This window comes from Pseudomonas sp. KB_15, assembly GCF_052114525.1.
Lineage (GTDB): Bacteria > Pseudomonadota > Gammaproteobacteria > Pseudomonadales > Pseudomonadaceae > Aquipseudomonas.
Genome location: NZ_JBFREX010000022.1, coordinates 24,712 through 46,226 on the forward strand (window position 1 = coordinate 24,712; position 21,515 = coordinate 46,226).

At 50.3% G+C, this 21,515-nt stretch carries 18 protein-coding genes and 1 pseudogene; all 19 read left to right on the plus strand.

Annotated elements, in window-relative coordinates; genetic code table 11:
• Positions 1-175: 175 nt before the first annotated feature.
• The 19 genes and pseudogenes from kdsA to AB4Z35_RS18285 all read left to right on the plus strand — a co-directional run bounded on the left by kdsA (position 176) and on the right by AB4Z35_RS18285 (position 21,423).
• The gene (gene kdsA, locus AB4Z35_RS18195; RefSeq protein WP_277536304.1) at positions 176-1,018 is read left to right on the plus strand and encodes a 3-deoxy-8-phosphooctulonate synthase; all 843 of its coding nucleotides are present in this window, start codon (positions 176-178) and stop codon (positions 1,016-1,018) included.
• 31 nt (positions 1,019-1,049) lie between these two features.
• Positions 1,050-2,336, plus strand: coding sequence for a 3-deoxy-manno-octulosonate cytidylyltransferase (gene kdsB / locus AB4Z35_RS18200; protein WP_442098476.1), 1,287 nt, complete (start codon positions 1,050-1,052; stop codon positions 2,334-2,336).
• A 215-nt stretch (positions 2,337-2,551) separates the two neighbouring features.
• Positions 2,552-2,840 (plus strand): annotated as a pseudogene (locus tag AB4Z35_RS18205) (IS3 family transposase); the annotation flags it as partial.
• Between the two features lie 300 nt (positions 2,841-3,140).
• Positions 3,141-3,575, plus strand: coding sequence for a low molecular weight protein-tyrosine-phosphatase (locus AB4Z35_RS18210; protein ID WP_277536299.1), 435 nt, complete (start codon positions 3,141-3,143; stop codon positions 3,573-3,575).
• Positions 3,576-3,599: 24 nt separating this feature from the next.
• Positions 3,600-5,837, plus strand: a complete 2,238-nt coding sequence (locus AB4Z35_RS18215) for a polysaccharide biosynthesis tyrosine autokinase (RefSeq protein WP_442098478.1) — start codon at positions 3,600-3,602, stop codon at positions 5,835-5,837.
• Positions 5,838-5,891: 54 nt separating this feature from the next.
• Entirely contained in the window at positions 5,892-6,401 is a 510-nt protein-coding gene (gene rfaH / locus AB4Z35_RS18220; RefSeq protein ID WP_442098480.1) for a transcription/translation regulatory transformer protein RfaH, read from the plus strand.
• 689 nt (positions 6,402-7,090) lie between these two features.
• A complete protein-coding gene (locus tag AB4Z35_RS18225) occupies positions 7,091-8,482 on the plus strand; it encodes an undecaprenyl-phosphate glucose phosphotransferase (RefSeq protein ID WP_442098512.1) in 1,392 nt (463 codons plus the stop codon).
• Positions 8,483-8,556: 74 nt separating this feature from the next.
• A complete protein-coding gene (locus tag AB4Z35_RS18230) occupies positions 8,557-9,828 on the plus strand; it encodes a hypothetical protein (protein WP_442098482.1) in 1,272 nt (423 codons plus the stop codon).
• A 147-nt stretch (positions 9,829-9,975) separates the two neighbouring features.
• The gene (locus AB4Z35_RS18235; protein WP_442098484.1) at positions 9,976-11,043 is read left to right on the plus strand and encodes a glycosyltransferase family 4 protein; all 1,068 of its coding nucleotides are present in this window, start codon (positions 9,976-9,978) and stop codon (positions 11,041-11,043) included.
• Positions 11,036-12,271, plus strand: a complete 1,236-nt coding sequence (locus AB4Z35_RS18240; protein WP_442098486.1) for an O-antigen ligase family protein — start codon at positions 11,036-11,038, stop codon at positions 12,269-12,271. The genes AB4Z35_RS18235 and AB4Z35_RS18240 overlap by 8 nt, the downstream gene beginning before the upstream one ends.
• A 43-nt stretch (positions 12,272-12,314) precedes the next feature.
• Positions 12,315-13,343 (plus strand): hypothetical protein, encoded by a 1,029-nt coding sequence (locus AB4Z35_RS18245; protein ID WP_442098487.1) that lies wholly within the window; start codon positions 12,315-12,317, stop codon positions 13,341-13,343.
• A gap of 119 nt (positions 13,344-13,462) precedes the next feature.
• A complete protein-coding gene (locus AB4Z35_RS18250) occupies positions 13,463-14,551 on the plus strand; it encodes a glycosyltransferase family 4 protein (RefSeq protein ID WP_442098489.1) in 1,089 nt (362 codons plus the stop codon).
• A gap of 140 nt (positions 14,552-14,691) precedes the next feature.
• Positions 14,692-15,627: a KpsF/GutQ family sugar-phosphate isomerase gene (locus AB4Z35_RS18255; RefSeq protein WP_442098490.1), complete on the plus strand. Its 936-nt coding sequence runs from the start codon at positions 14,692-14,694 to the stop codon at positions 15,625-15,627.
• A 394-nt stretch (positions 15,628-16,021) separates the two neighbouring features.
• The gene (locus AB4Z35_RS18260; protein WP_007999429.1) at positions 16,022-16,315 is read left to right on the plus strand and encodes a hypothetical protein; all 294 of its coding nucleotides are present in this window, start codon (positions 16,022-16,024) and stop codon (positions 16,313-16,315) included.
• A gap of 87 nt (positions 16,316-16,402) precedes the next feature.
• Positions 16,403-17,509 (plus strand): polysaccharide biosynthesis/export family protein, encoded by a 1,107-nt coding sequence (locus tag AB4Z35_RS18265; RefSeq protein ID WP_442098491.1) that lies wholly within the window; start codon positions 16,403-16,405, stop codon positions 17,507-17,509.
• Positions 17,510-17,523: 14 nt separating this feature from the next.
• Positions 17,524-18,183, plus strand: coding sequence for a YjbF family lipoprotein (locus AB4Z35_RS18270; protein WP_442098492.1), 660 nt, complete (start codon positions 17,524-17,526; stop codon positions 18,181-18,183).
• 38 nt (positions 18,184-18,221) lie between these two features.
• Positions 18,222-18,953, plus strand: a complete 732-nt coding sequence (locus tag AB4Z35_RS18275; RefSeq protein WP_442098493.1) for a capsule biosynthesis GfcC family protein — start codon at positions 18,222-18,224, stop codon at positions 18,951-18,953.
• Positions 18,950-21,043: a YjbH domain-containing protein gene (locus tag AB4Z35_RS18280; protein WP_442098494.1), complete on the plus strand. Its 2,094-nt coding sequence runs from the start codon at positions 18,950-18,952 to the stop codon at positions 21,041-21,043. Before AB4Z35_RS18275 ends, AB4Z35_RS18280 begins: the two co-directional genes overlap by 4 nt.
• A complete protein-coding gene (locus tag AB4Z35_RS18285) occupies positions 21,040-21,423 on the plus strand; it encodes a teicoplanin resistance protein VanZ (RefSeq protein WP_108230121.1) in 384 nt (127 codons plus the stop codon). The genes AB4Z35_RS18280 and AB4Z35_RS18285 overlap by 4 nt, the downstream gene beginning before the upstream one ends.
• The last annotated feature ends 92 nt before the right edge of the window (positions 21,424-21,515 follow it).

A 21,515-nucleotide genomic window follows, 5' to 3' on the forward strand; every position in this document is an offset into this window, starting at 1 on the left:
AATGACCGAGTCGCGATTGAAAGCAAGTTCGCCAGTTGGCTCAACGGCTGATATGCCAATTACCGTTCAGCCCAATCCATCCCCTAAACCGTGGTAACTGATGCCGGACCGCAATAAAGGTGGCCGACATCAACACCAAGTCCTCCTATCGTCATATTCATAGTGAACTATTATCGTGATTAAAATCACCCCGACTATCGAATGTTCCAACAACTCACCCTTCGTACTCTTCGGCGGAATCAACGTACTTGAATCCATGGATCTGGCGCTGATCGCTTGCGCCGAATACGTGCGCGTTACCGAAAAGCTGGGCATTCCTTACGTGTTCAAAGCCAGCTTTGATAAGGCAAACCGTTCGTCCATCCACTCTTATCGCGGCCCTGGTATGGAAGAGGGCCTACGCATATTCGAAGCTGTGAAGGCTGAGTTCGGTGTGCCAGTGATTACAGATGTGCACGAGATTTACCAGGCTGCGCCAGTCGCAGAAGTGGTCGACGTTCTGCAGCTGCCTGCATTTCTAGCACGGCAGACTGACCTGGTCATGGCACTAGCGAAGACGGGCAAACCGATCAACATCAAAAAGCCACAGTTCCTGAGCCCGTCGCAGATGCAGAACATCATGCACAAGTTCAAGGAAGCCGGTAACGATCAGTTGATCCTCTGTGACCGCGGCACTTGCCTGGGTTATGACAACTTGGTGGTGGACATGCTGGGCTTCGGCGTAATGAAGCGCACCTGCGAGAATTTGCCGATCATTTTCGACGTGACCCACGCGCTGCAACAACGCGATCCATCGGGAGCAGCATCCGGTGGTCGTCGTGAACAAGTGGTTGAACTGGCACGTGCCGGCATGGGCGTGGGACTGGCAGGACTGTTTCTGGAAGCGCATCCGAACCCGAATGAGGCCAAATGCGACGGCCCGAGCGCGCTACCGCTGGATCAGTTGGAACCGTTCCTGACTCAGATCAAAGCATTGGACGATCTTGTCAAGTCGTTCAAACCATTGAACATTGCCTGAAGCAACGTTTTTTGATGAAAGGATTCCGAACATGGCAAGTACAGATCAACGGGTCGCAATAGTCATTCCGTCACGCTATGCCTCAACACGTCTGCCCGGCAAGCCGCTAGCCGATATCGCGGGCAAACCCATGGTGCAGCACGTATATGAACGGGCCCTGCAAGTTACTCATGCTCAAGTTGTCGTGGTTGCTACCGACGACGAGCGCGTCGCGGAGGTGGTTCGAACGTTTGGGGGTGTTTGCGTAATGACCTCGCCGGATCATCCGTCCGGCACCGACCGCCTGGCCGAAGTCATGGCGCAGGTCGACGCGGACATCTACATCAACCTACAAGGTGATGAGCCACTGGTGCGCCCGACCGACATCGATACCCTCGCCGCCGGCATGCTTGCCGATAAACAAGTACAAGTCGGTACGTTGTGTCACCCGATCGAAGCTCATGAAGCTGGCACACCGAATACGGTGAAAGTGGTACTGGCCAACAATGGCAACGCGCTGTATTTCAGTCGTTCTCCGATCCCGTACCCAAGGGACGGCGAAGTTGCCGAATACCTCAAACATGTGGGTGTGTATGGATTTCGTCGCGACGTCCTGGCCGACTACAGCAGCCTGCCGCAACCGATGCTCGAGCACGCAGAAAATCTTGAGCAATTGCGACTGATGGCTGCTGGATACTGCATTCGAGCATATCGGGTAGAACCGACCGGCCCGGGTGTGGACACACCGGAGTGCCTGGAAAAGGTGCGAGCATTGATGAGTGGCCTACCCCTTGCGGCGTTGCCAACGCTGGACGATGTTCGTTTGGTGATTACTGACGTGGATGGGGTGCTGACCGACGGTGGCATCTATTACGACGCAACTGGCGAGTGCCTGAAGCGCTTCCACGTCCGCGATGGAATGGGCATGCGCCTACTGGAAGAAAATGGTGTGCGGGTGGCGGTGCTGTCAGGTCGCGATTCGGCGACGCTACGCAAGCGCGTGGCGGATTTGGGCATAACGCTCTGCCAATTCGGCGTGAAGGATAAGCAGGCCGCCTGCCATCAACTGATGGCCGAAGCCGGCGTCAGTGCTGCACAAACGGCATGCATCGGCGACGACTGCATCGATCTGCCGGCCTTTGCAGCATGCGCTTTGTCTTTCGCGGTGGCAGATGCACCGGTTTACGTAAAAGCAGCTGCGACGCATGTGTTGATAGCTGCGGGCGGTACCGGAGCATTTCGCGAAGTTGCGGACAGTATACTAATTGCCCAAGGCAAGGGTGCCGTACTAGCCACTGCAACAGGTTATAGGCAAGTCATGGCGCAGATGGCGCAATGAGCCTCTTGCCTCGGTCGTGATGGATGGTACGAAGGCCAGCGCGGGGTCACGTTATCATTCATCGTGAGCAAGCTTACTCGTAAATTTAGGCTTGAATTGGTGGGGTGATCACGCCTGTTTCGCCCTCACCTTTCTTTAGCTCGCCCCCCCCCCCCCCGGTGCCTGGATAGTTGTCGCTTCGCCAATTTCTCCTAAAAAAGCATATCGGGGGCGGGATGCGACTGGTCGTGCCGTATCATTCATATGAACGCAGAGCCGCATTGCTCAAGATGCTGCTTCCCCCACTGAGTCTGATGATGGCCGAGGTTTCTCGGCGCGAAGGGGTCAGCGAAATGCCTTTGTCCAACTTTCAAGCAGTTCAGTTCTGAACGAAATACAGTGCCCGAAAACAAGCCGCTGACCGTGAACTGGTCAGCCGAAACTAAGTTTTCTGTCGTACTTGTAGCGGCCGGCTTGTCCGAGATCAACATAGGCGAGTACTACCGGCGCAAAGGCCTTTACCCGAGCTATCACTGCTTGGCAATGCCACGCACTTCGACTTGAATCTGCTGCACTTCGGCCTGCTCACTCACCTGATGCTGGCATAATAATACTACCAGCAAAGACAAACGCCCGTATGATAGAAAGTAACAGCCGAGCCTTGACCCTCCCCCCCTACGCCACTAAAGTGCACACTTTTGAAATGGCCCCGGCAGCAGCAATGCACCGGAGAAAGCCGTACTGTTGCGTTGGAAAGGAAACCAGCCCCCTCCTCCTGCTGCCTGTGCGGTCACCACACACGATTTCGCAACCTGCGCAGCCCCTATGTTCAATAAAATCCTGGTCGTATGCATCGGCAACATCTGCCGCAGCCCCACCGTCGAAGCCCTGCTTAAAAGCAAGCTGGCCAATCGCGGCATCGATGTCTGCTCTGCGGGCCTCGGCGCCCTTGTAGACAAACCCATGGACAAGACCGCGCTGGAGGTACTGCGCGAACATGGCGGCGATCTCCCAGACCACAAAGGCCGCCAACTAACTCGAGAAATGCTGCAACAGGCGGATATAGTCCTGACCATGGAACAACGCCACGTGGAGACTATCGCGCGAATGGCTCCAGAAGTCCGCGGCAAGACGTTTCTACTGGGCAAGTGGCAGAACAACCAGGAAATTCCTGACCCCTACCGTCAGCAGAAAGTCGCTTTCGATCACGTCTACCAACTGATGACGCAAGGCGTCGACAGTTGGTCGCAAAAACTATAATCACCTCTTGTAAAAGTACCCCGCATGCAAAGCCCAAACAGCCTCCCCATCCAGGAACACCGCGACGACGATGACGACATCGATCTGCTCGCACTCTTCGGCACCTTGATCGATAGCAAGTGGATCATTGTTGGCATCACTGCGTTCTTTTGCGCGGTGGGTGTTGCTTATGCCCTGTTGTCGACGCCGATTTACCAGGCGAATGCACTGGTGCAGGTTGAAGAGAAAAAAGGCGGCATGGCTGCGCTGGGCGGCATGGCGGAAATGAGTGAGATGTTCGGCGGGACCTCTCCGGCAGTGACTGAAATTGAGCTGCTTAAATCCCGCGCGGTTCTGGGCAAGGCTGTGGAGAACCTGAAGCTCGATATTATTGTTGAGCCGAACTATTTCCCGCTGATTGGCCATTTTCTGAGCCGGCGCTTTGAGCCGGTGAGTGAAAACCAGGTGGCCTCGCCACTGCTCGGCCTCAACAGCTTCACTTGGGGTGGAGAAAAACTCGATATATTCCAACTGGAAGTGCCGGATGCTTACCTGGGTAAGGAGCTGACGCTTCGCGCGGAAGGCAATGGCGCCTTCACCCTGCTGAATGACGATGACGAAGTCCTCCTTCATGGTCAAGCAGGTGAAAAACTGGAGCAAAATGGCTTCAAACTGCAAGTTTCGACATTGAATGCCAATACCGGCGCTCTGTTCACAGTTACCAAGCAGCGTCGCCTCAATACCATTCTCAAGTACCAGGACGATGTGTCGGCCACTGAACGTGGCAAAGAGTCCGGCATCATCGCGCTGTCGCTGGAAAACGAAGATCCTGATCTGGCTAACAAGGTGCTGGACGAGATCAACCGGCTCTACGTACTGCAGAACGTCCAGCGTAACTCCGCCGAAGCCGCACAAAGCCTGGAGTTTCTGCGCACACAGTTGCCGGATGTACGAAAGCAACTTGAGAAGGCCGAAGGTCAGTTGAATGCCTACCAGAGCAGTGCCCGCTCCGTAGACATCACTATCGAAACCAAAGCTGTACTCGATCAGATCGTAGCCCTGGAAACCCTGATTTCCGAATTAAAGCTCAAGCAAGCCGAGATGGAGCACCGCTTCACCCGCGAACATCCGTCCTACCAGGCACTGATGACCCAAATGGGTCAGCTGGATCAGCAGAAACGCGGGCTGGAAAAGAAGGTTAAAAACCTGCCAGAAACCCAGCAGGAATTACTGCGCCTTACCCGTGACATGCAAGTCACCACCGACATCTACACGCAGTTGCTGAACAAAACCCAGGAGCTGGATATTGTCCGAGCCGGTACGGTAGGTAACGTCCGCGTGATCGACTCGGCGGATGCGAACATCGAAAAACCGGTCAAACCGAAAAAAGCGCTGGTTGTGTTGATCGCCACACTGCTTGGCGCACTAGTTGCCATAGCTTACGTGCTGGTTCGCAAAGCAATGAATCGTGGCGTGGAAGACCCGGAAGTCATCGAGCAACTCGGTATCCCGGTTTACGCGTCGATCCCTCTCAGCAAGGGCCAGTCCCAGATTGAAAGCACATTGAAGGGCAACAGCCGCGCATCTACCGGCTCTCTGCTGCTTGCTGTTAACAACCCGGCCGACCTCGCTGTCGAATCGTTGCGCAGCCTGCGTACCAGCCTGCACTTCGCAACCCTTGAAGCGAAGAACAACATCCTGATGATCTCCGGCCCAARCCCGGCCGTGGGTAAATCCTTCGTCTCGTGCAACCTGGCCGCCATCATTGCCCAGACCGGACAAAAGGTACTGCTGGTCGACGCCGACATGCGTAAAGGCTACCTGAACAAAATGTTCCGCATGGACGTGAACAATGGCTTGTCCGACCTGCTCGCCGGCAAGATTGATCTGAACAAGGCAACCCACTCCACTGAAGTGGACAACCTGCACGTCATCACCCGCGGTCAGATCCCGCCAAACCCATCCGAACTGCTGATGCACAGCAACTTCACCCGGTTCCTGGAGCAAGTCAGCAGCCAGTATGACCTGGTGATCATCGACACCCCGCCAATCCTCGCAGTGACAGATGCCGCCCTGGTGGGCCGCCAGTCCGGCACGAACCTGATCGTGACCCGTTTCGGCGTAAACGCCGCCAAAGAGATCGCAGTAACCAAGCGCCGCTTCGAACAGAACGGCATCGTGGTCAAGGGTGCGATTTTCAACGCCGTGGAACGCAAAGCTTCAGCTTACGGCTATGGTAGCTACAGCTACTATCAATACGAATACGCCTCGGACAAAAAGTGACACCCGACATCAGGGCAGCGCCGCTGCCCTGATTCACCCATGAGAGCCCTTAGCATGCCTCGCCCGCACCCGCCCCCACGCTGGTACCTGATCCAGTGCAAACCCCGGCAAGACGCCCGCGCCGAGGAAAACCTGATTCACCAGGGCTTCACTTGCTACCGACCAACCCAATGGATCGAACGTATTCAGCGCGGTCGCCGCAGCACCTCGGTGGAGTCTCTCTTCCCCGGCTACCTGTTCATCCAGCTCGACCAGCTCAACGACAACTGGCACCCCATCCGCTCCACGCGCGGGGTCAACCAACTGGTGACGTTCGGCAAGCAGCCGATCGCAGTGGCAGACGAACTCATCGCGCAACTCCAGCAACAACTCAGCGAAAAACCGCCCGAGACCCTGGCACTGGAACCCGGTGACAGCGTGCGCATCAACCGCGGCAGCTTCAAGGAACTGGACGCTATCTTCCTCGCCCGCGACGGTGCCGAACGCATCATAATTCTCCTGCAACTCCTGCACCGCGAACACACCCTCAGCGTCCCGATCAACGCCATAGAAAAGACCCTGTAGGAACCGAGCTTGCTCGCGATGGACGTTAACGATAACGCCTGCTCTCTGAGTAAACGCATCACCCCTGAGTCCATCGCGAGCAAGCTCGCTCCTACACCCCCTTCCGCACATACTCCAGAATCGATCGCATGATGGCTCGCGTAGTGGCCCGAATAGTGGCACTTCGCCCAACAAACACTGGGCTATCGGCTGCAATCGGCTTTTCACTGGTTATTGGTAATTTTGTCCGTCCGAACCCCATATGAGCCTGTTTTATACCTTCACATTTCCTAACAAAACCGTAGAATACGCCGTCGGCTGAGGTATATTCCCATTCCGGCAGGATGCCATTGCACAAACCTCGCGTTGTGCAGCAGTCAAGGACAGACTCATTATCCTCCGAGCGCAAACTCGGCCTGCCTGATTGACCCTCTTCCCCAAAAATGCCAGCGCTCGCGCATCGGCTCATTCGTCGCACCCACGGCGCACGTTCTCAGGAAACCAACGGTCAATCCTGGGGCGGTAGCGTGCCCAAAACCTTGATATTGGCCAAGGCGAGTGCGTTCCCTGTCACGGATAGGGGAAACGCCACGACACAGACCGGTTTGTGCCAGAGGCTCAAACAGCAACTAAAGCTGCATGGAGTGAACACTCCAGACAGCGGGCATGCCCAGGAAGGCTATGTCCAAATCGACGCAAGGGAGATTATTTTGATTCGCAAGCGCAACACCTCGCTACCGGCCGGTCGCGGTCTTACGTTCTGGACCCAATGGCTTGCCGCAATCTGCGCACTCATCCTCCTGCTCTGTGCACTGGCAACCATAAAGACCGGGGAAGTCGAAGCCCACTACCGGATACTCGCGGCATTCATAATGCTCGGCTCGGTACCCTCCTACTCCATGATGCAGGTCTACCATAAACACCATGGCTATCTGGTAGGACTAGGCCGATTGTTGGCTGGCTGGCTGGTGCTACTCTCCGGCTTGACCGTCGTGGCGTTTATCACCAAAACCAGTGAGCTTTTTTCCCGCGAAGTTATTATTGGCCTCGCGCTCGGCGGTTTCGCACTCCAAGCCTGCCTCTATGTGCCACTGCATAACCTCTCCCGGCGTTACCAGCAAAAGCTGCAAGCTGCCCGCACCTCGCTGATTATCGGCACCGGCGACCTGGCCCAAGAGCTCGCGGACAAATTGGTTCGCAATAGAAACGAACCACTGGTTGGCCTGGTAGCTGCGGACGACCAACCCTTGCCCAACAATGGCCTGTACCCGGTGATTGGCAGCCTTGCCCACTTGCGGGACCTGATCGCAACCCACCAGATTCGGCGCCTCTACATCGCATTGCCGCTGACAGAAGCCGAACAGATCGAAGGCCTGTACATCGACCTGCTGGACTCCAGCGTCGACGTCATCTGGACCCCGGACCTGCAAAGCCTGATCCTGCTCAACCACTCCGTAAGTGATATCGAAGGCCTTCCCGCCATCCACTTGAACGAGAGCCCACTGACGTCCTACCCAACCGCCGCCGCCTCTAAAGCGATAATGGACCGGACCGTCGCATTCATCGCGATCATCCTGCTCAGCCCGGTATTGTTGGCCACCGCCATCGCCGTCAAATGCTCATCCCCTGGCCCGATCCTGTTCAAACAGAAACGCCACGGCTGGAACGGCAAGATCATCAAGGTCTGGAAATTCCGCTCAATGCGCGTGCATGACGACAAAGAGGTCAAGCAGGCCAGCCGCGATGACCCGCGAATCACCCGTGTCGGCCAGTTCATCCGCCGCACCTCTCTCGACGAACTGCCGCAACTGTTCAATGCCCTGCAAGGCAGCATGTCTCTGGTAGGCCCTCGCCCTCACGCCGTGGCACATAACGATTACTACACCGGCAAAATCGACGCCTATATGGCTCGGCACCGAATCAAACCGGGGATTACCGGGCTTGCTCAAATCAGTGGTTATCGCGGTGAGACGGAAACCATCGACAAGATGGAAAAGCGTGTAGAGCTTGATCTGGCGTATATCAACAACTGGACTTTGTGGTTAGATATAAAAATTCTTATAAAGACACCATTTACACTACTATCGAAAAACATTTACTAAATCAACTCCTTGAGAAGTGCAATCCAAACATTAAACGAATCAAGGCCTCTTGCAGAAATAAATTATGAGTGACCATGATTACCAACAGTAAAACAGTCGAGAAAATATTAAGCATTAGCATCCGACTGACAACGCTATTCTCAAAGTTCTTTTTAATAATATTACTAGCCAAACTACTTCCTCCAGAAGACGTTGGAGTCTACGGACTAATTACTGCTACGGCAGGCTACCTCGTTTACATACTTGGTCTAGAGTTTTACTGCTTCACTACAAGAGAGCTTGCTTCATCAACCAGAAACGAATGGGGCGAAATAGTCAAAAACCACGCAGCCCTTCTTATATTCTCATACATCATAGCCATTCCGATCATTATTTCAGCAATGATCTCTCAAGAAATACCCAACAACATTATAACTTTGCTTATAATAATTCTTATTATCGAGCATTTGGGACAAGAACAGAGCAGAGTGCTTATTGCCATTTCCAGGCCGCTCTCCTCAAACATTGTGCTATTTATTAGAACAAGTGCATGGACCATCGTAATAGCCCCAGTTTTGTGGCTTATTCCTGAATCCAGGACAATAGAAAGCGTTTTATACTTCTGGATTGCCGGAGGAATTATTTCTATTGCGATCGCCGCACTGATAACAAATATTTCTATAGAGTGTAATTTACGCTTAGATTACTCATGGACAAAAAAGGGTCTAATAATTTCAATACCCATATTAATATCGACACTATCCTCGAGAGGTATATTTACCTTTGACAGATACATGATAGAAGCCTTTCAAGGCATCACACATGTAGCCCCCTATGTGTTATTTATTGGAATATCAAATGCAATGATATCCCTACTCGACTCAGGGGTTTATGCATATCATTATCCAAGCATGATAAAGTCCGCAAGAAACTCTCCAAAAGAATTCAAAACTGCATTTCAATCCATGCTAACTCAAACAATAGTAGTATGCGTAATCTATTCAATCGCCTGTACATTAACCATAAAATACGTACTAACTTGGATTGACAAACCAATTTACATAGCCGAGCTAAACTCTTTCTATATTTTAATGCTCGCATTCAGCGCCCATGCATTGAGCATGGCTTTTCATTACTCTCTTTATGCTCTTAAAAAAGACAAAGCGTTATTCCGCTGCAACATCCTAATGCTCCCAATTTTTCTTATCACCGCGAAGATACTTGAGTTTTTTAATTGCTACAACGTAGTCCCAATCTCTTTGCTTTTGGTGTTCGCATGCTCGTTAGTATGGAAGGCAAGTGGTCACTACTTAGAAATGAAACTAATCAGTGAAGATAGATCAAACATCAAACACATTAGCACATGAACGGCGTTTTATTTAAAACCCCGATAAACATATAATTAAACACTAAGCCATCAACAATGTCCTCTTAATGAAATCCACCAAACATTGTAGATAGATAGGGTTTGAGCATATAATTAATTCTTGCGACTGCGCCCAATTAAACTAAACATGAAAAAAATATTGCTTTTCAGCCATGAGTACCCACCTGCAATAGGTGGTGCGGGCAGCGTTGCTCAAAATATATTCAACACCGCCAAAAAATTAAACGTTGAGATAGATATTCTATCCCTTAACTGGCTCAGGTCATCAAACCTTCCAAGGTTTGTAAAAAAGACAATTCTACAGTTATGGCCGTTGGCATACGCTCCCTTCTTGCGATTTCATGCCAATCGATATGATCTAATAATTTGCAACGATGGCGCTAGCATCTATTGCGCGGGCCTGTACCTCAGCAATAATAATTTAAAAAAAGTCAAATGCATTATCCATGGCGTCGAACCTCTTTTACAACAAAATAACCGAAAGGCCAATTTTATTAACTTTAAGGGCAAGTACAGCAAATGCCTGGAACACTGCAAAGAAATCTTCTTTGTTTCAGAGTTCATTAAAGGTCGTTTTTCCAAAGATTTAGACACTAGCGGCATTCTTGATAAAATCAAAGTTTCGCACAATGGCATAGATAAAAATTTATTTTACCCCGTCTCAACGCAAAAGCATAAAAATCAGATACGAATAGTATCCGTATCGCGAATCGTTGAGGGAAAGGGATACAAGAAATCATTTGAAGCTGTCCTATATTTGAAAAAATCTAACCCAAACATAGATATAAAATGGACAATCGTAGGTGATGGCGCATATCTTAATGATTTAAAAACACAAGTATCAGAAAGCTCAATCAGCGAAGATGTTATCTTCCTAGGTCAAGTAGACCAGAGCAAACTTCCATACATATACTCAAACAACAACATCTTTCTTTTATTAACAGAACTCGAAGAAGCCTTTGGATTAGCTTATTTAGAAGCCGCAAACTGCGGATGCTATGTTATCGGAAGTAATATTGGAGGCGTCCCGGAGGCTTTTAAACACATTTCTCATGGAAAACTAATAGACACTAATGCTTCAAATCATGAAATATCAAAAGCCATACTATCTGCTGAATATCTCATGAAAAGCCTACCAACGAATAAGTGCCTACGGTCTATAGATGATTTTTTCCACGAGATCACAAATGAATAATAAAACTGGATTTACTTTAGTCACGACCCTCTTACTTCTATCGATCTTCATCAAAAACATATCAATACTAGTTCCATTCCACATATTATTTTCAGCTTTTTTCTTAATATCGGTCACCCTTAAACCAAAGCAAATAAAACTCAAACCAGTAATAATTTTATTATTCTTTACTCTATTAATGCTTATTGCATTTACAGCACGAAACTTTGGCGGAATTGGTGATGAAATACATATTCTGATTTACTTCCTTTTAATGCTTCCTTTTTTCATTTTCACAACCACATGTAATCTTTCAAGAACAAAAGAATTCGGTAAAATCGCTATGATTTTTTTCATAGTAATGAATTCACTGGGAATTTTGGCTTTTCTTTTCACTGTCGCCACAAGAGATCACGCTGAACTGGTTATACTTTTCAACGGAGAGGCATCAGAGTCACGAAAGATCTTGATAAACTCATTAGACTCGTTTGTTTTCGCTGACACTTGGGGTTATAGATACTCCGGTTTTTACCTTGACCCCAACAGGTGGTCTTTTTGTCTAATTTTTATGTATATGTTCACGGACACATGCAGAGCAGAGAGCAAAAAACTACAGTTTATTTGCAAGGGTTTGATTTTAGCATCTCTACTATTAACCTTTTCAAAAGGAGGTTACGTTGGACTCCTAGCTTATCTGACGATACGCGCAATACTTGAAAGAAAAACTGCAAGCATCGTATATTTTGCAATAATTATCACAGCGACAGCTTCATTTATTTTTATATTTTCAGACACCGACCAAATTTTAGAGCGTGCAATATATGGCTTTGACTCTGGTAATGGAAAGTCGCGAATAAATACCTGGCCTGCCTATTTTTATGAAATTACCAAAGACCCTATTAATCTTTTATTTGGTGTTTTCACCGACGCAGATCTAACAAAGACAATGCCCATAAACCCCCATAATCTACCTTTGTTCATCACTTATCAATTCGGGTCTGTATTCTTCTTGTGCTTTATCGCTGTTCTTTATGGCCTCTATCGCAAAGCCAGTCGACTAAAACACAGAAACCGTGCCTTCTTAATTTCTGGCTTTCTTAGCCTGATACTAATGAGCCTGACGGAGGATGAAGTCCTCCTACCTATTTTCTGGTTCGCAGGAGCCTTCATCTATGCGACACTAAAGAATGCTAAAACGCCGTACAACAAATCACAACCTCAACTGAAACCAGTAATGACACAAGCATGATATCCTCATATCAAAATAACAAATCACCAATCATCTTTCACCGATGAATATCTTATTCTTACAACCAAGAGATTATTTTGAAGAGCTTATAGAGCTAAAGCATCTAGCGAGCTCTAATAATCTTACATTCGGGTATTCACCACTACGGCCAATAAAAAGCATTCTCTCGAACTATAATATCGTTTTTAGTTGTATCGATCATGATAAAGAAGCGCGAAAAATTTGCGGTATCGCGAAAGCCTTAGGCCTGGAAGTGATATTTCTGCAAGACGGAATATTTGATTTCAGTAACTCATTCGAAAACAAACTTCTTAAAGCAAAAAAAACTTCACTCCTAAGCGAAGACTGCTACACACAAATTTTCTTCACTGATCTTTCCGCATTTGAATACTTCAAACCATTTAACGCCGAGCTAAAATTATATTGGCCTATACGTATGTTATCGCACAACCCAGCCACACCTACAACGACCAGCTCACCACTATTCTTGATTACTGCGGCCAACAATCCAATATTCAATCAAGCGGAATTCCCGAGATTAATTAAGCTAATAAAAAACCTAGAAGCCCAACTCGAAAGCCTGAACATACCGTACAACTATAGGATATTTGACAAATCAATAGTTGAGGCTTTGAAAATTCGCCCTGAACGCAATATGACTTCGGGGTCTTTCGAGGATTGCGTGACATCAGGTTACACTGCTGTATTTTCGACGCCAAGTTCGATAATAAACACAACAGCCAACTATGGAATTCCAGCAATAGTCTTTGATTACAGATCAGCCCCAATACTTTCGGTTGCCGGATGGAGAATTCACGAGTCGGTGGATTTAAGCGAAGAAATTGCATCCATAATACTTCAGTCTCCTTCGCGCATGGACTACCAGCGAAGGATGCTCCCAATGCAATCAATACCAGAAATAAGACAAAACGCCTCAACTCGTGAAAATATTAGCCGCTTTGAATTAAGCGGCTTTATGTTCAGCAAAAGGCTTATATATAAAAAGTTTTTCTCAAAAAAATTCAAACTGAAGTCAATCTTATTTTATTTCTTAAACCGCATAAAACGTTGAATTTTAAAAACACATAAAATTTCGCACCCCAACAACTCTATAAAACCCTCCACTTCAATAACCAACTGTGGAAAACTGCGTATTTAGCGGCCAATTATATTCCTGCCCAGAGATCTACTATGTTAAAAATACTTCATGTTGCCGAGTATGCAAAGGGTGGGGTTGCTACCGTCATAAATGAACTGCTATCCAGCCAAAATAAAACTCACAATACGTTTGTGCTCGTGAACGAGTCTCATGCTAATTACATCAACCCTTCTCAACAAGTCTTCACCTATAGGGGATCCAGGTCAATCTTAGGCCTGATACTTTTTACAGCCAAACTGATATACGTATATTTAAAACTAAAGCCTGACATCGTACATCTTCATAGTTCTTTTGCCGGAGCTATTGGAAGACTCGCGCTTGTTTTTTTTCCTCCGAAAATAATATATCAATCGCATGGAGTCTCCTTTGACCCGCAAAGAGTCACCGGCATTAAGAAGAAGTTGTTAACCTTTACGGAAAGGCTACTATCATTTCTTAGCGACGCCACGATTGCCATATCACATTACGAATTCAACTTACTTTGCAATGCAATTAATAAAAATAAAGTTCACTTAATTGAAAATGGAGTGAGTGACACCCTATTGCAACAGCAATTAAAAAAGAGAAATGGAAAACTTCTTTTTGTTGGACGCCTTGACCACCAAAAAGGCTTTGATTTAATCGTCGACTATTTTGAAAGACACAACACCTCATTCACGCTAGATGTCGCCGGCGAGCAAGTACTGGGCGATTCGAAAAAGCGCCACTCCACTCCGAACATTAACTATTTGGGGTGGCTCCTCCCGGAAGAATTAGAAAAAAAATATGCTRAGTACACAGCTGTAGTTATGCCTAGCAGATGGGAAGGTTTTGGATTGGTTGCTATCGAATCTCTACGCGCAGGCACACCTGTTATTTCCTCCGACAGAGGAGCGCTGCCAAGCATTATTTCTCACAATTTTAATGGATTAATCTTCTCCATAGAAAACTTCGAGAAAGACTTCCAGCATTGCTTAGCTACACTCGAAGCAAAACCTGCTTCATTTTTCGAAAAAAACTGTCGTGAAACCTATGAAACGAAATTTAATGCGGACATCATGGCATTAAAAATAGAACGACTTTATATTTCAACTTTGAATCCAACGAAACAACCGCCACCCCAAACACCCCACACACATTAAATATAAAAAACGCCAAACTCTCTCATAAAATATAATACTTACCGACCACATCACTTATTTCAACAACATAAGCTAGACGGATGTTGATACTATTTCGATATGCGAGACAGCTTTCACATCATAAGCTCACCAAAACCTCTATGAAAAAATACAGTTTTATTGAAATTGCGAAGCAAGTGTTTGAAATCGAATCCAAGGCTGTTGCTCGCCTCTCTGATCGACTGAGTGAATCTTTTACAGAAGCCGTACAACATATATTAGAATCGAAAGGCCGGGTAATTGTATGCGGGATGGGTAAGTCTGGCATTATTGGAAAAAAAATCGCCGCCACCTTAGCAAGCACTGGCACACCTAGCTTTTTCATGCATCCAGGCGAAGCCTATCATGGCGATCTTGGCATGGTTACTCCGGATGATATATTTGTCGCCATTTCAAACTCCGGCGAAACAGATGAAGTTGTAAAGTTGATTCCATTTCTCAGAGGAAACAACAACTATCTTATTGCATTAACTGGCAATTCTATTTCGACCCTTGCTAGGGCGGCCCATAACCATCTAGATGTCGGTGTTCAAGAAGAAGCTTGCCCATTGCAACTGGCACCGACATCTTCCACAACTGCCGCGCTTGCTATGGGTGATGCGTTAGCGGTCACACTTATGAATGCACGTGACTTCAGACCCGAAAATTTTGCTCGCTTCCACCCAGGGGGCTCTTTAGGACGGCGACTGTTGAGCAAAGTGGAGGACGAGATGACAGACTCCAACTTGCCATTTGTTCAAGCAGATTCAAAGATCCTGGATGTCATTCAAACAATGACTCGAGGCAGTCTTGGCCTTGCCATTGTAAAATCCGTTTCCGGTTGGGGGTTGGTAACCGATGGTGATATTCGTCGAGCTATTGATCGATATAGCGAAGCTGTATTTGAAAAAACTGCAGCAGAATTTATGTGTTGTGATCCAATCATGGTTGCGTCGGGGACTCGTGTGGAAGATGCACTACTTCTCATGGATACTCATAACATAACCTCGCTCCTTGTTTTCGAGAACAAGCAGATTGTCGGGATTTTTAAGAAGTAGCGAGGCCATAACTTAGTGCTAGAAGCAGCTACTACATCCTCTAGCAGATTGACATTACCCGCCCCTGCAACTCCAGGTAAAACTTAAAAAAATTATAAACTTCGATAACCGACCATTTGAATCATCATTATTGATTAAGTACTCAACCAATTTGAAACGAGCGTGCTTTTGGCTTATCCATTCGAGTAAAGATTTACATGCACACTTCAGTTTCCATTTAGAAAACTAGACAATGCACATTTTTTTGATAGATTTCCGATTAGGTCGAAGGCAAACAGTTGCCACTATTAAAAAAATAGTGCATATCCGCAACTGTAGCTTGCAAAACAGACACTTCTTGCAATACCCTTAACCCAATAACCCCCCAAGGATTACCCCTTCAAGGAGCATGAACATGAAAAAGCTACTGGCCATCGCCCTCGCTACCTCCATCAGCCTGCCATTGATGGCTGCTGAAACCGCTCCAGCAAAGGCGCCTTCTACTGCTGCAAAACCTGGAGCATCTTCTGAGTTGTCCCTGTCCACTCCAATCGCTGGCGGTGTAACCGTCGGTACTGGTCTGGCAATCGGCGCTGGTGTAATCGCTGCCGGTGTTGCTGCTTCCAACAGCGGCGGCGGCGGTAACGACGGTACCCCAGGTACTACCGGCACCACTGGTACTACCGGCACTACTGGTACCACTCGGTAACAGCCCCCCGCTTAAAGTTCGATACGCTAACCTCCCAGCCTTGCTGGGAGGTTTTGTTTTGCCTATTCCCTTCGAGCAATTTCTACAATGAATCGCGCGCTTCCCTTGGCCATGCTGGTTGGCCTGACCCTACAAGGCTGCATTTTCTCCCCTGGTCAGCACATGGACACGGGCAATCTGGTACGTGAAGGTTCCCCGGAAAGCAGCCGTATCGAGCTGGTTCCGATTACGCCTAAACTGGTGGCCATTGAAGCGGCCGCGGACCATTCGAACGTCGTTCCCCCAGAGTTGCTGCGCTACCAGCCTGCTGAGTACCGCATCGGTGCCGGTGACCTGATTTACATCACAGTCTGGGATCACCCGGAACTGACCGCTCCGTCCGGCCCACAACAGCAAATAGAAGCGAACGGACGCCTGATTCGCCCGGATGGTACGCTGTTCTACCCCTATGTAGGCACCATCGAAGCGGCTGGTAAAACTATCGACGAACTTCGCTCGATTATTGCCTCCCGCCTGTCCAAGGTTGTTGCCGAGCCCCAAGTGGACGTCAGCATCCTGCGTTTTGTCAGCCAGAAAGTTGTGCTGTCGGGTGCCTTTGGCAAGACGGGCCAGTTGCCAATCACCAACACACCATTGAGTCTACTGGACGCAGTTGGTCAGGGTTCGGTGCAAGTTGGCACTGCCGACATTTCCGGCTTGGTGCTCAAGCGCGATGGTCATGAATACCTGATCGACCTCGACGCACTCAATCGCAAGAACTCGAACCTGCACCATCTCTACCTGAAGGATGGCGACCAACTGCACCTGCCTTACAACGACCAGAAAAAAGTCTATTTGTTGGGTGAAGTTGTCTCCACGCGTGCGCTTACCTTCAAGGGCAGCAACATGAACCTCACGGATGCCCTTGGCAGTGTCGGCGGTTTGCGTCAGGAAACTTCCAGCGGCAAGGAAGTTTACGTAATTCGCGGGGTCGAGAACCTGGCGGATGAACCGGTCAAGGTGTTCCAGATCGATCTGAAATCGCCTTCAGCGTTCGCCCTTGCCCAGCACTTCAAATTAAAGCCACAGGACGTAGTGTATGTTGGCCCGGCCGATATCACTCGCTGGAACCGCTTTATCAGCCAGGTTTTCCCCTCGGCTAACTTGCTGAGCGTTGGTGCCAACATCAAAGACGACTTGGGCACCACCAACTAAGAACTGGAATTCTTGTGAAATTTCTGCGACTGGCCACCCTGACGGTGGCCTCCTTGCTGGTGAGCGCCTGCAACCCGTTGATGACCGCTTCCATGGACACGCTTAAGGCCGCATTCGAAGGGCCTGAGCCCTTGGAGCTGACCCGCCAGCAGGTCGATGCAACGCCTTATTACCAGATCACCATCGCGGCCCCTACGGGTGAAGCCGTGATGGCGTTGGTACGTCTGCAGGATGGTGTCGGCTTCTGGATGGCCTCGACTCGCCAGATCCTGATGCTTGAAGACGGCCTGGCCATTCGCAGTGTCGGTTTCAACGACAATCTGGATGGCACCCGTTTCGAGGGCGTATCCCCATTCAAGACGGGCTTGCACCGTATTCCCGATGGGTTGGAATCCCGGCGCAAGGTGGACTTTATCGCCGGTTATCGGATGGGTGTGAATGTCACCAGCCACTTCAAGAAGAAAGGCCTGGAGACCGTGCACATCCTCGACCGCGATGTGGAACTGCTGCGCGTGGACGAAGAGATCGCGATGGACGGCCTGGGCTTCACCGCGCAGAACCGCTACTGGGTCGACCCCGCCGATGGTTTCATCATGGCCAGCGAGCAACACCTCACCCCCGAATTGCCCCTACGCATTGTTCAAGTGCGCCCGAATAAGCCGGTAGTGCAATGATTTTTCGCTCTTCCTGGCTGCTTTGCTGCAGCCTGCTCATGACTTTTGCCGCAAATGCCGACTCGCTGGTCACGCTACAGGGCGATGCCGCCAAGCCCGGGCGTTACTCAATTGTGGACGGCACGCGCCTGCATGACGTGCTGCTGCAGGCTCAGGTAAGCCCCAAGGCTTATCTGCTCGGCGCAGCCTGGTTGCATACCCCTCTGCGTGATGCGCAAGAGCGTCTCAAGGTGGGTGTACTTTTCGATCTGTCGACCTTGCACAGTAATGCACTGGTGGGCGATCAGGTTGGGTTGGCAACACTTGCCGCGCGCCTGCGCGACAAGGTGCAGGCCATGCCGGTGACCGGGCGCAAGGTCGCCCAACTTGACCCGGTGCAGGTTGAATTGGACCGCATCAATAACCGCTTCCTGAGTGATGGCGATGTGCTGCTTTACCCTCTTCGCCCAACCACGGTTCGGGTCGAAGGCGCGGTTCTGGGTGAATGCGAATTGCCGTTCCAACCGTTACAAGCAGCGATCGACTATCTCGAGGCTTGCCCGCGTGATCCAAACGCTGACGCCGACTGGCTGTTCGTGATTCAGCCTGACGGCCGGGTATTCAAGGACGGCGTGGCTCTGTGGAACGAAACCAAATCCGTACCACCTGCCCCAGGCGCGCGCATTTACGTGCCGGTGCACAACAGCAAACAAGGCGATCCCACGCCTGACCTGAATACCGAACTGGCTGCCTTCATTGCCACCCAGCCGCTGCTGGAGGTGAAGCCATGAAGTATCACTTGATCCCTTGCTTGTTGTTGGGTTGCAGCTCGTGGGCGGTGGCAGAGCCGCGTTACACCCAGAATGACTTTGGTGGCGTGGGGCTGCTGCAAACTCCTACTGCGCGTATGGCGCCTGCGGGTGAGTTGTCACTGAACGCTAACCGTACCGATCCTTACAGTCGTTACAGCGTGTCGTTTCAGCCATTTGATTGGCTGGAAGGGTCGTTCCGCTATACCGCTATCACTAACCGCAATTATGGTCCTTCCTCCTTGAGCGGTGACCAGAGTTATAAAGACAAGGCTATCGACGCCAAAGTACGTCTGCTCGAAGAAACCCACTGGATTCCGCAAGTGGCGTTGGGTGCGCGAGACATTGGTGGTACCGGCCTGTTCTCCAGCGAATATTTTGTCGGCAACAAACGCCTAGGCAATTTTGACCTCAGCCTGGGTCTGGCATGGGGTTACATTGGCAATCGTGGCGACATGGACAACCCCTTGGGCATGCTCGACGACAAGTTCGATCAACGTCCTGCATCCACCAATAGCCAAGCCGGTGACTTTAACGGCAACCAGTACTTTCGCGGTTCACCCTCCTTCTTCGGCGGCGTAACTTACCAAACACCCTGGGACCCACTGTCTCTAAAGCTCGAATACGAAGGCAACGACTACCAGCACGAACCGAAGCAGAACAACCAAATCCAGGACTCCCCAATCAACCTCGGCTTCGTCTTCAAAGCCAACGACTGGATCGACCTGCACGCTGCCTGGGAACGCGGCAACACCGCGATGTTCGGCATCACCATGCACACCAACTTTGCCACCCGCAAGGCACCGACCAAGAGCTTCGACCCGAAACCTGAACCTGTGTCCGACACCAAACCCATGGTCGCGCCGCAGGATGTGCAGTGGGCCGGTGTCGCCAAGCGCCTGCAAAACAACGCGGGCTACACGGTTTCACGCATCACCCAGCGGGATTCCGAGGTGATCGTCTATGGCGAACAGGGGCGCTATTTCCACACGCCGAAAGCCGTGGGCCGCGCTTCGCGCATTCTGGACAACAGCGTCAACGACGAAATCGACTGGTTCACCATGGTCGACACGCGCTACAGCCTGCCGGTCGAGGAAGTCAGCCTGCCGCGGGATACCTTCCGTGAAGTGGTGCAAGAGGATCGTCCGCTGGAAGACCTGCGTCGGGTCACCGAGATGACCGTCCCGGTACCGCATCAGGAAAAGACCCTGTTCGAGCAGAAGCCTGACCCGCTCAGCTATGGCTTGGGCCTGGGCTACAAGCAAAACGTCGGCGGCCCCGACGGGTTCCTGTTGTACCAGTTCAGTGCGGACTTGAATGGCGAGTATCGCTTCAAGCCTGACCTGTGGTGGAGCGGCACCCTGAGTGCGAACCTGGCAAACAACTTCGACAAGTTCAAGTACGACGCACCTAGCGGTCTGCCGCGTGTGCGTACCGACCTGCGCCAGTACATGACGACTTCGGAAGTCACCATGCCGACCTTCCAGATGAACAAGGTCAAACAGCTGGATGAGGACCTTTACGGCATGCTGTATGGCGGCTACCTGGAATCGATGTTCGCCGGTGTCGGTGGCGAAGCGCTGTATCGTCCGATGGGCGAACGCTGGGCCGTGGGTGTGGACATGAACTGGGTCAAGCAGCGTGAATTCGATCAGGGCTTTGGTCTGCGTGACTACAGCACCGTCACCGGTAACGCTACGCTCTACTACCGCAGTGCCTTCCAGGACATTCTCGGTGCAGTCAGCGTTGGGCGTTATCTGGCCAGGGACTATGGGGTTACCCTGGACCTGTCCCGCGAATTCAACAATGGCGTGCGTTTCGGTGGCTGGGTGACGTTGACCAATGCGACCACGGAAGAGTACGGCGAAGGTAGTTTCGGCAAAGGCATTTACTTCTCGATTCCGTTCGACGAATTGATGGCCAGTTCTACCACGCGCCGTGCCACCCTGGCGTGGACACCGCTGACCCGTGACGGTGGTGCCGCACTGGCTCGCAGTTACTCGCTGTATTCCCTGACAGAGCGTCGCAACATCGACCTGTTCCACAGCAACTTCTACAAGGTCACCGAATGAAGCAGCGAATCCTGCGTGCCCTGCCCAAGCTGGCGTTTTTCGTGATCTTGCTGGTGCTGTGTTTCGCCGGAATGCGCGGCGAGCCGGTGCCTCAGGTTTTCGAGAACCAGGACAAGCTGCATCACTGGGCAGGTTTTGCCTGCCTGACGGTGAGTGCTTATCTGGCGTTCCCCGGTACGCGGTTGATCTGGTTGTTGTTCTGGCCGTTGGTAGGCTCGATGGTGATTGAGCTGGAGCAGAGCTTAATGCCGCTGCGCAGTGCGTCATGGGGCGATATGGTGGCCAATGCCACGGGTGTGACGTGCGGCATGTTGGTGATTCTGGCTTGGCGCGGGTATCGGAATACGAAGCTCAAAAAGGTGTCTGTGCTGGCGTCGTAAAGCGCTAGCCGTCCCGACCTAATGTAGGAGCGAGCTTGCTCCGGGCGGCGCTCCGACGATGGTCGTTCAGTCAACTTCAGTTGTTGCCTGAT

Excerpts from the sequence above, each read along its gene's own strand:
- kdsB (WP_442098476.1), top strand. The coding sequence starts at position 1,050 with ATGGCAAGTACAGATCAACGGGTCGCAATAGTCATTCCGTCACGCTAT.
- AB4Z35_RS18210 (WP_277536299.1), top strand. The coding sequence starts at position 3,141 with ATGTTCAATAAAATCCTGGTCGTATGCATCGGCAACATCTGCCGCAGC.
- rfaH (WP_442098480.1), top strand. The coding sequence starts at position 5,892 with ATGCCTCGCCCGCACCCGCCCCCACGCTGGTACCTGATCCAGTGCAAA.
- AB4Z35_RS18230 (WP_442098482.1), top strand. The coding sequence starts at position 8,557 with ATGATTACCAACAGTAAAACAGTCGAGAAAATATTAAGCATTAGCATC.
- AB4Z35_RS18235 (WP_442098484.1), top strand. The coding sequence starts at position 9,976 with ATGAAAAAAATATTGCTTTTCAGCCATGAGTACCCACCTGCAATAGGT.
- AB4Z35_RS18240 (WP_442098486.1), top strand. The coding sequence starts at position 11,036 with ATGAATAATAAAACTGGATTTACTTTAGTCACGACCCTCTTACTTCTA.
- AB4Z35_RS18245 (WP_442098487.1), top strand. The coding sequence starts at position 12,315 with ATGAATATCTTATTCTTACAACCAAGAGATTATTTTGAAGAGCTTATA.
- AB4Z35_RS18255 (WP_442098490.1), top strand. The coding sequence starts at position 14,692 with ATGAAAAAATACAGTTTTATTGAAATTGCGAAGCAAGTGTTTGAAATC.
- AB4Z35_RS18260 (WP_007999429.1), top strand. The coding sequence starts at position 16,022 with ATGAAAAAGCTACTGGCCATCGCCCTCGCTACCTCCATCAGCCTGCCA.
- AB4Z35_RS18265 (WP_442098491.1), top strand. The coding sequence starts at position 16,403 with ATGAATCGCGCGCTTCCCTTGGCCATGCTGGTTGGCCTGACCCTACAA.
- AB4Z35_RS18275 (WP_442098493.1), top strand. The coding sequence starts at position 18,222 with ATGACTTTTGCCGCAAATGCCGACTCGCTGGTCACGCTACAGGGCGAT.
- AB4Z35_RS18280 (WP_442098494.1), top strand. The coding sequence starts at position 18,950 with ATGAAGTATCACTTGATCCCTTGCTTGTTGTTGGGTTGCAGCTCGTGG.
- AB4Z35_RS18285 (WP_108230121.1), top strand. The coding sequence starts at position 21,040 with ATGAAGCAGCGAATCCTGCGTGCCCTGCCCAAGCTGGCGTTTTTCGTG.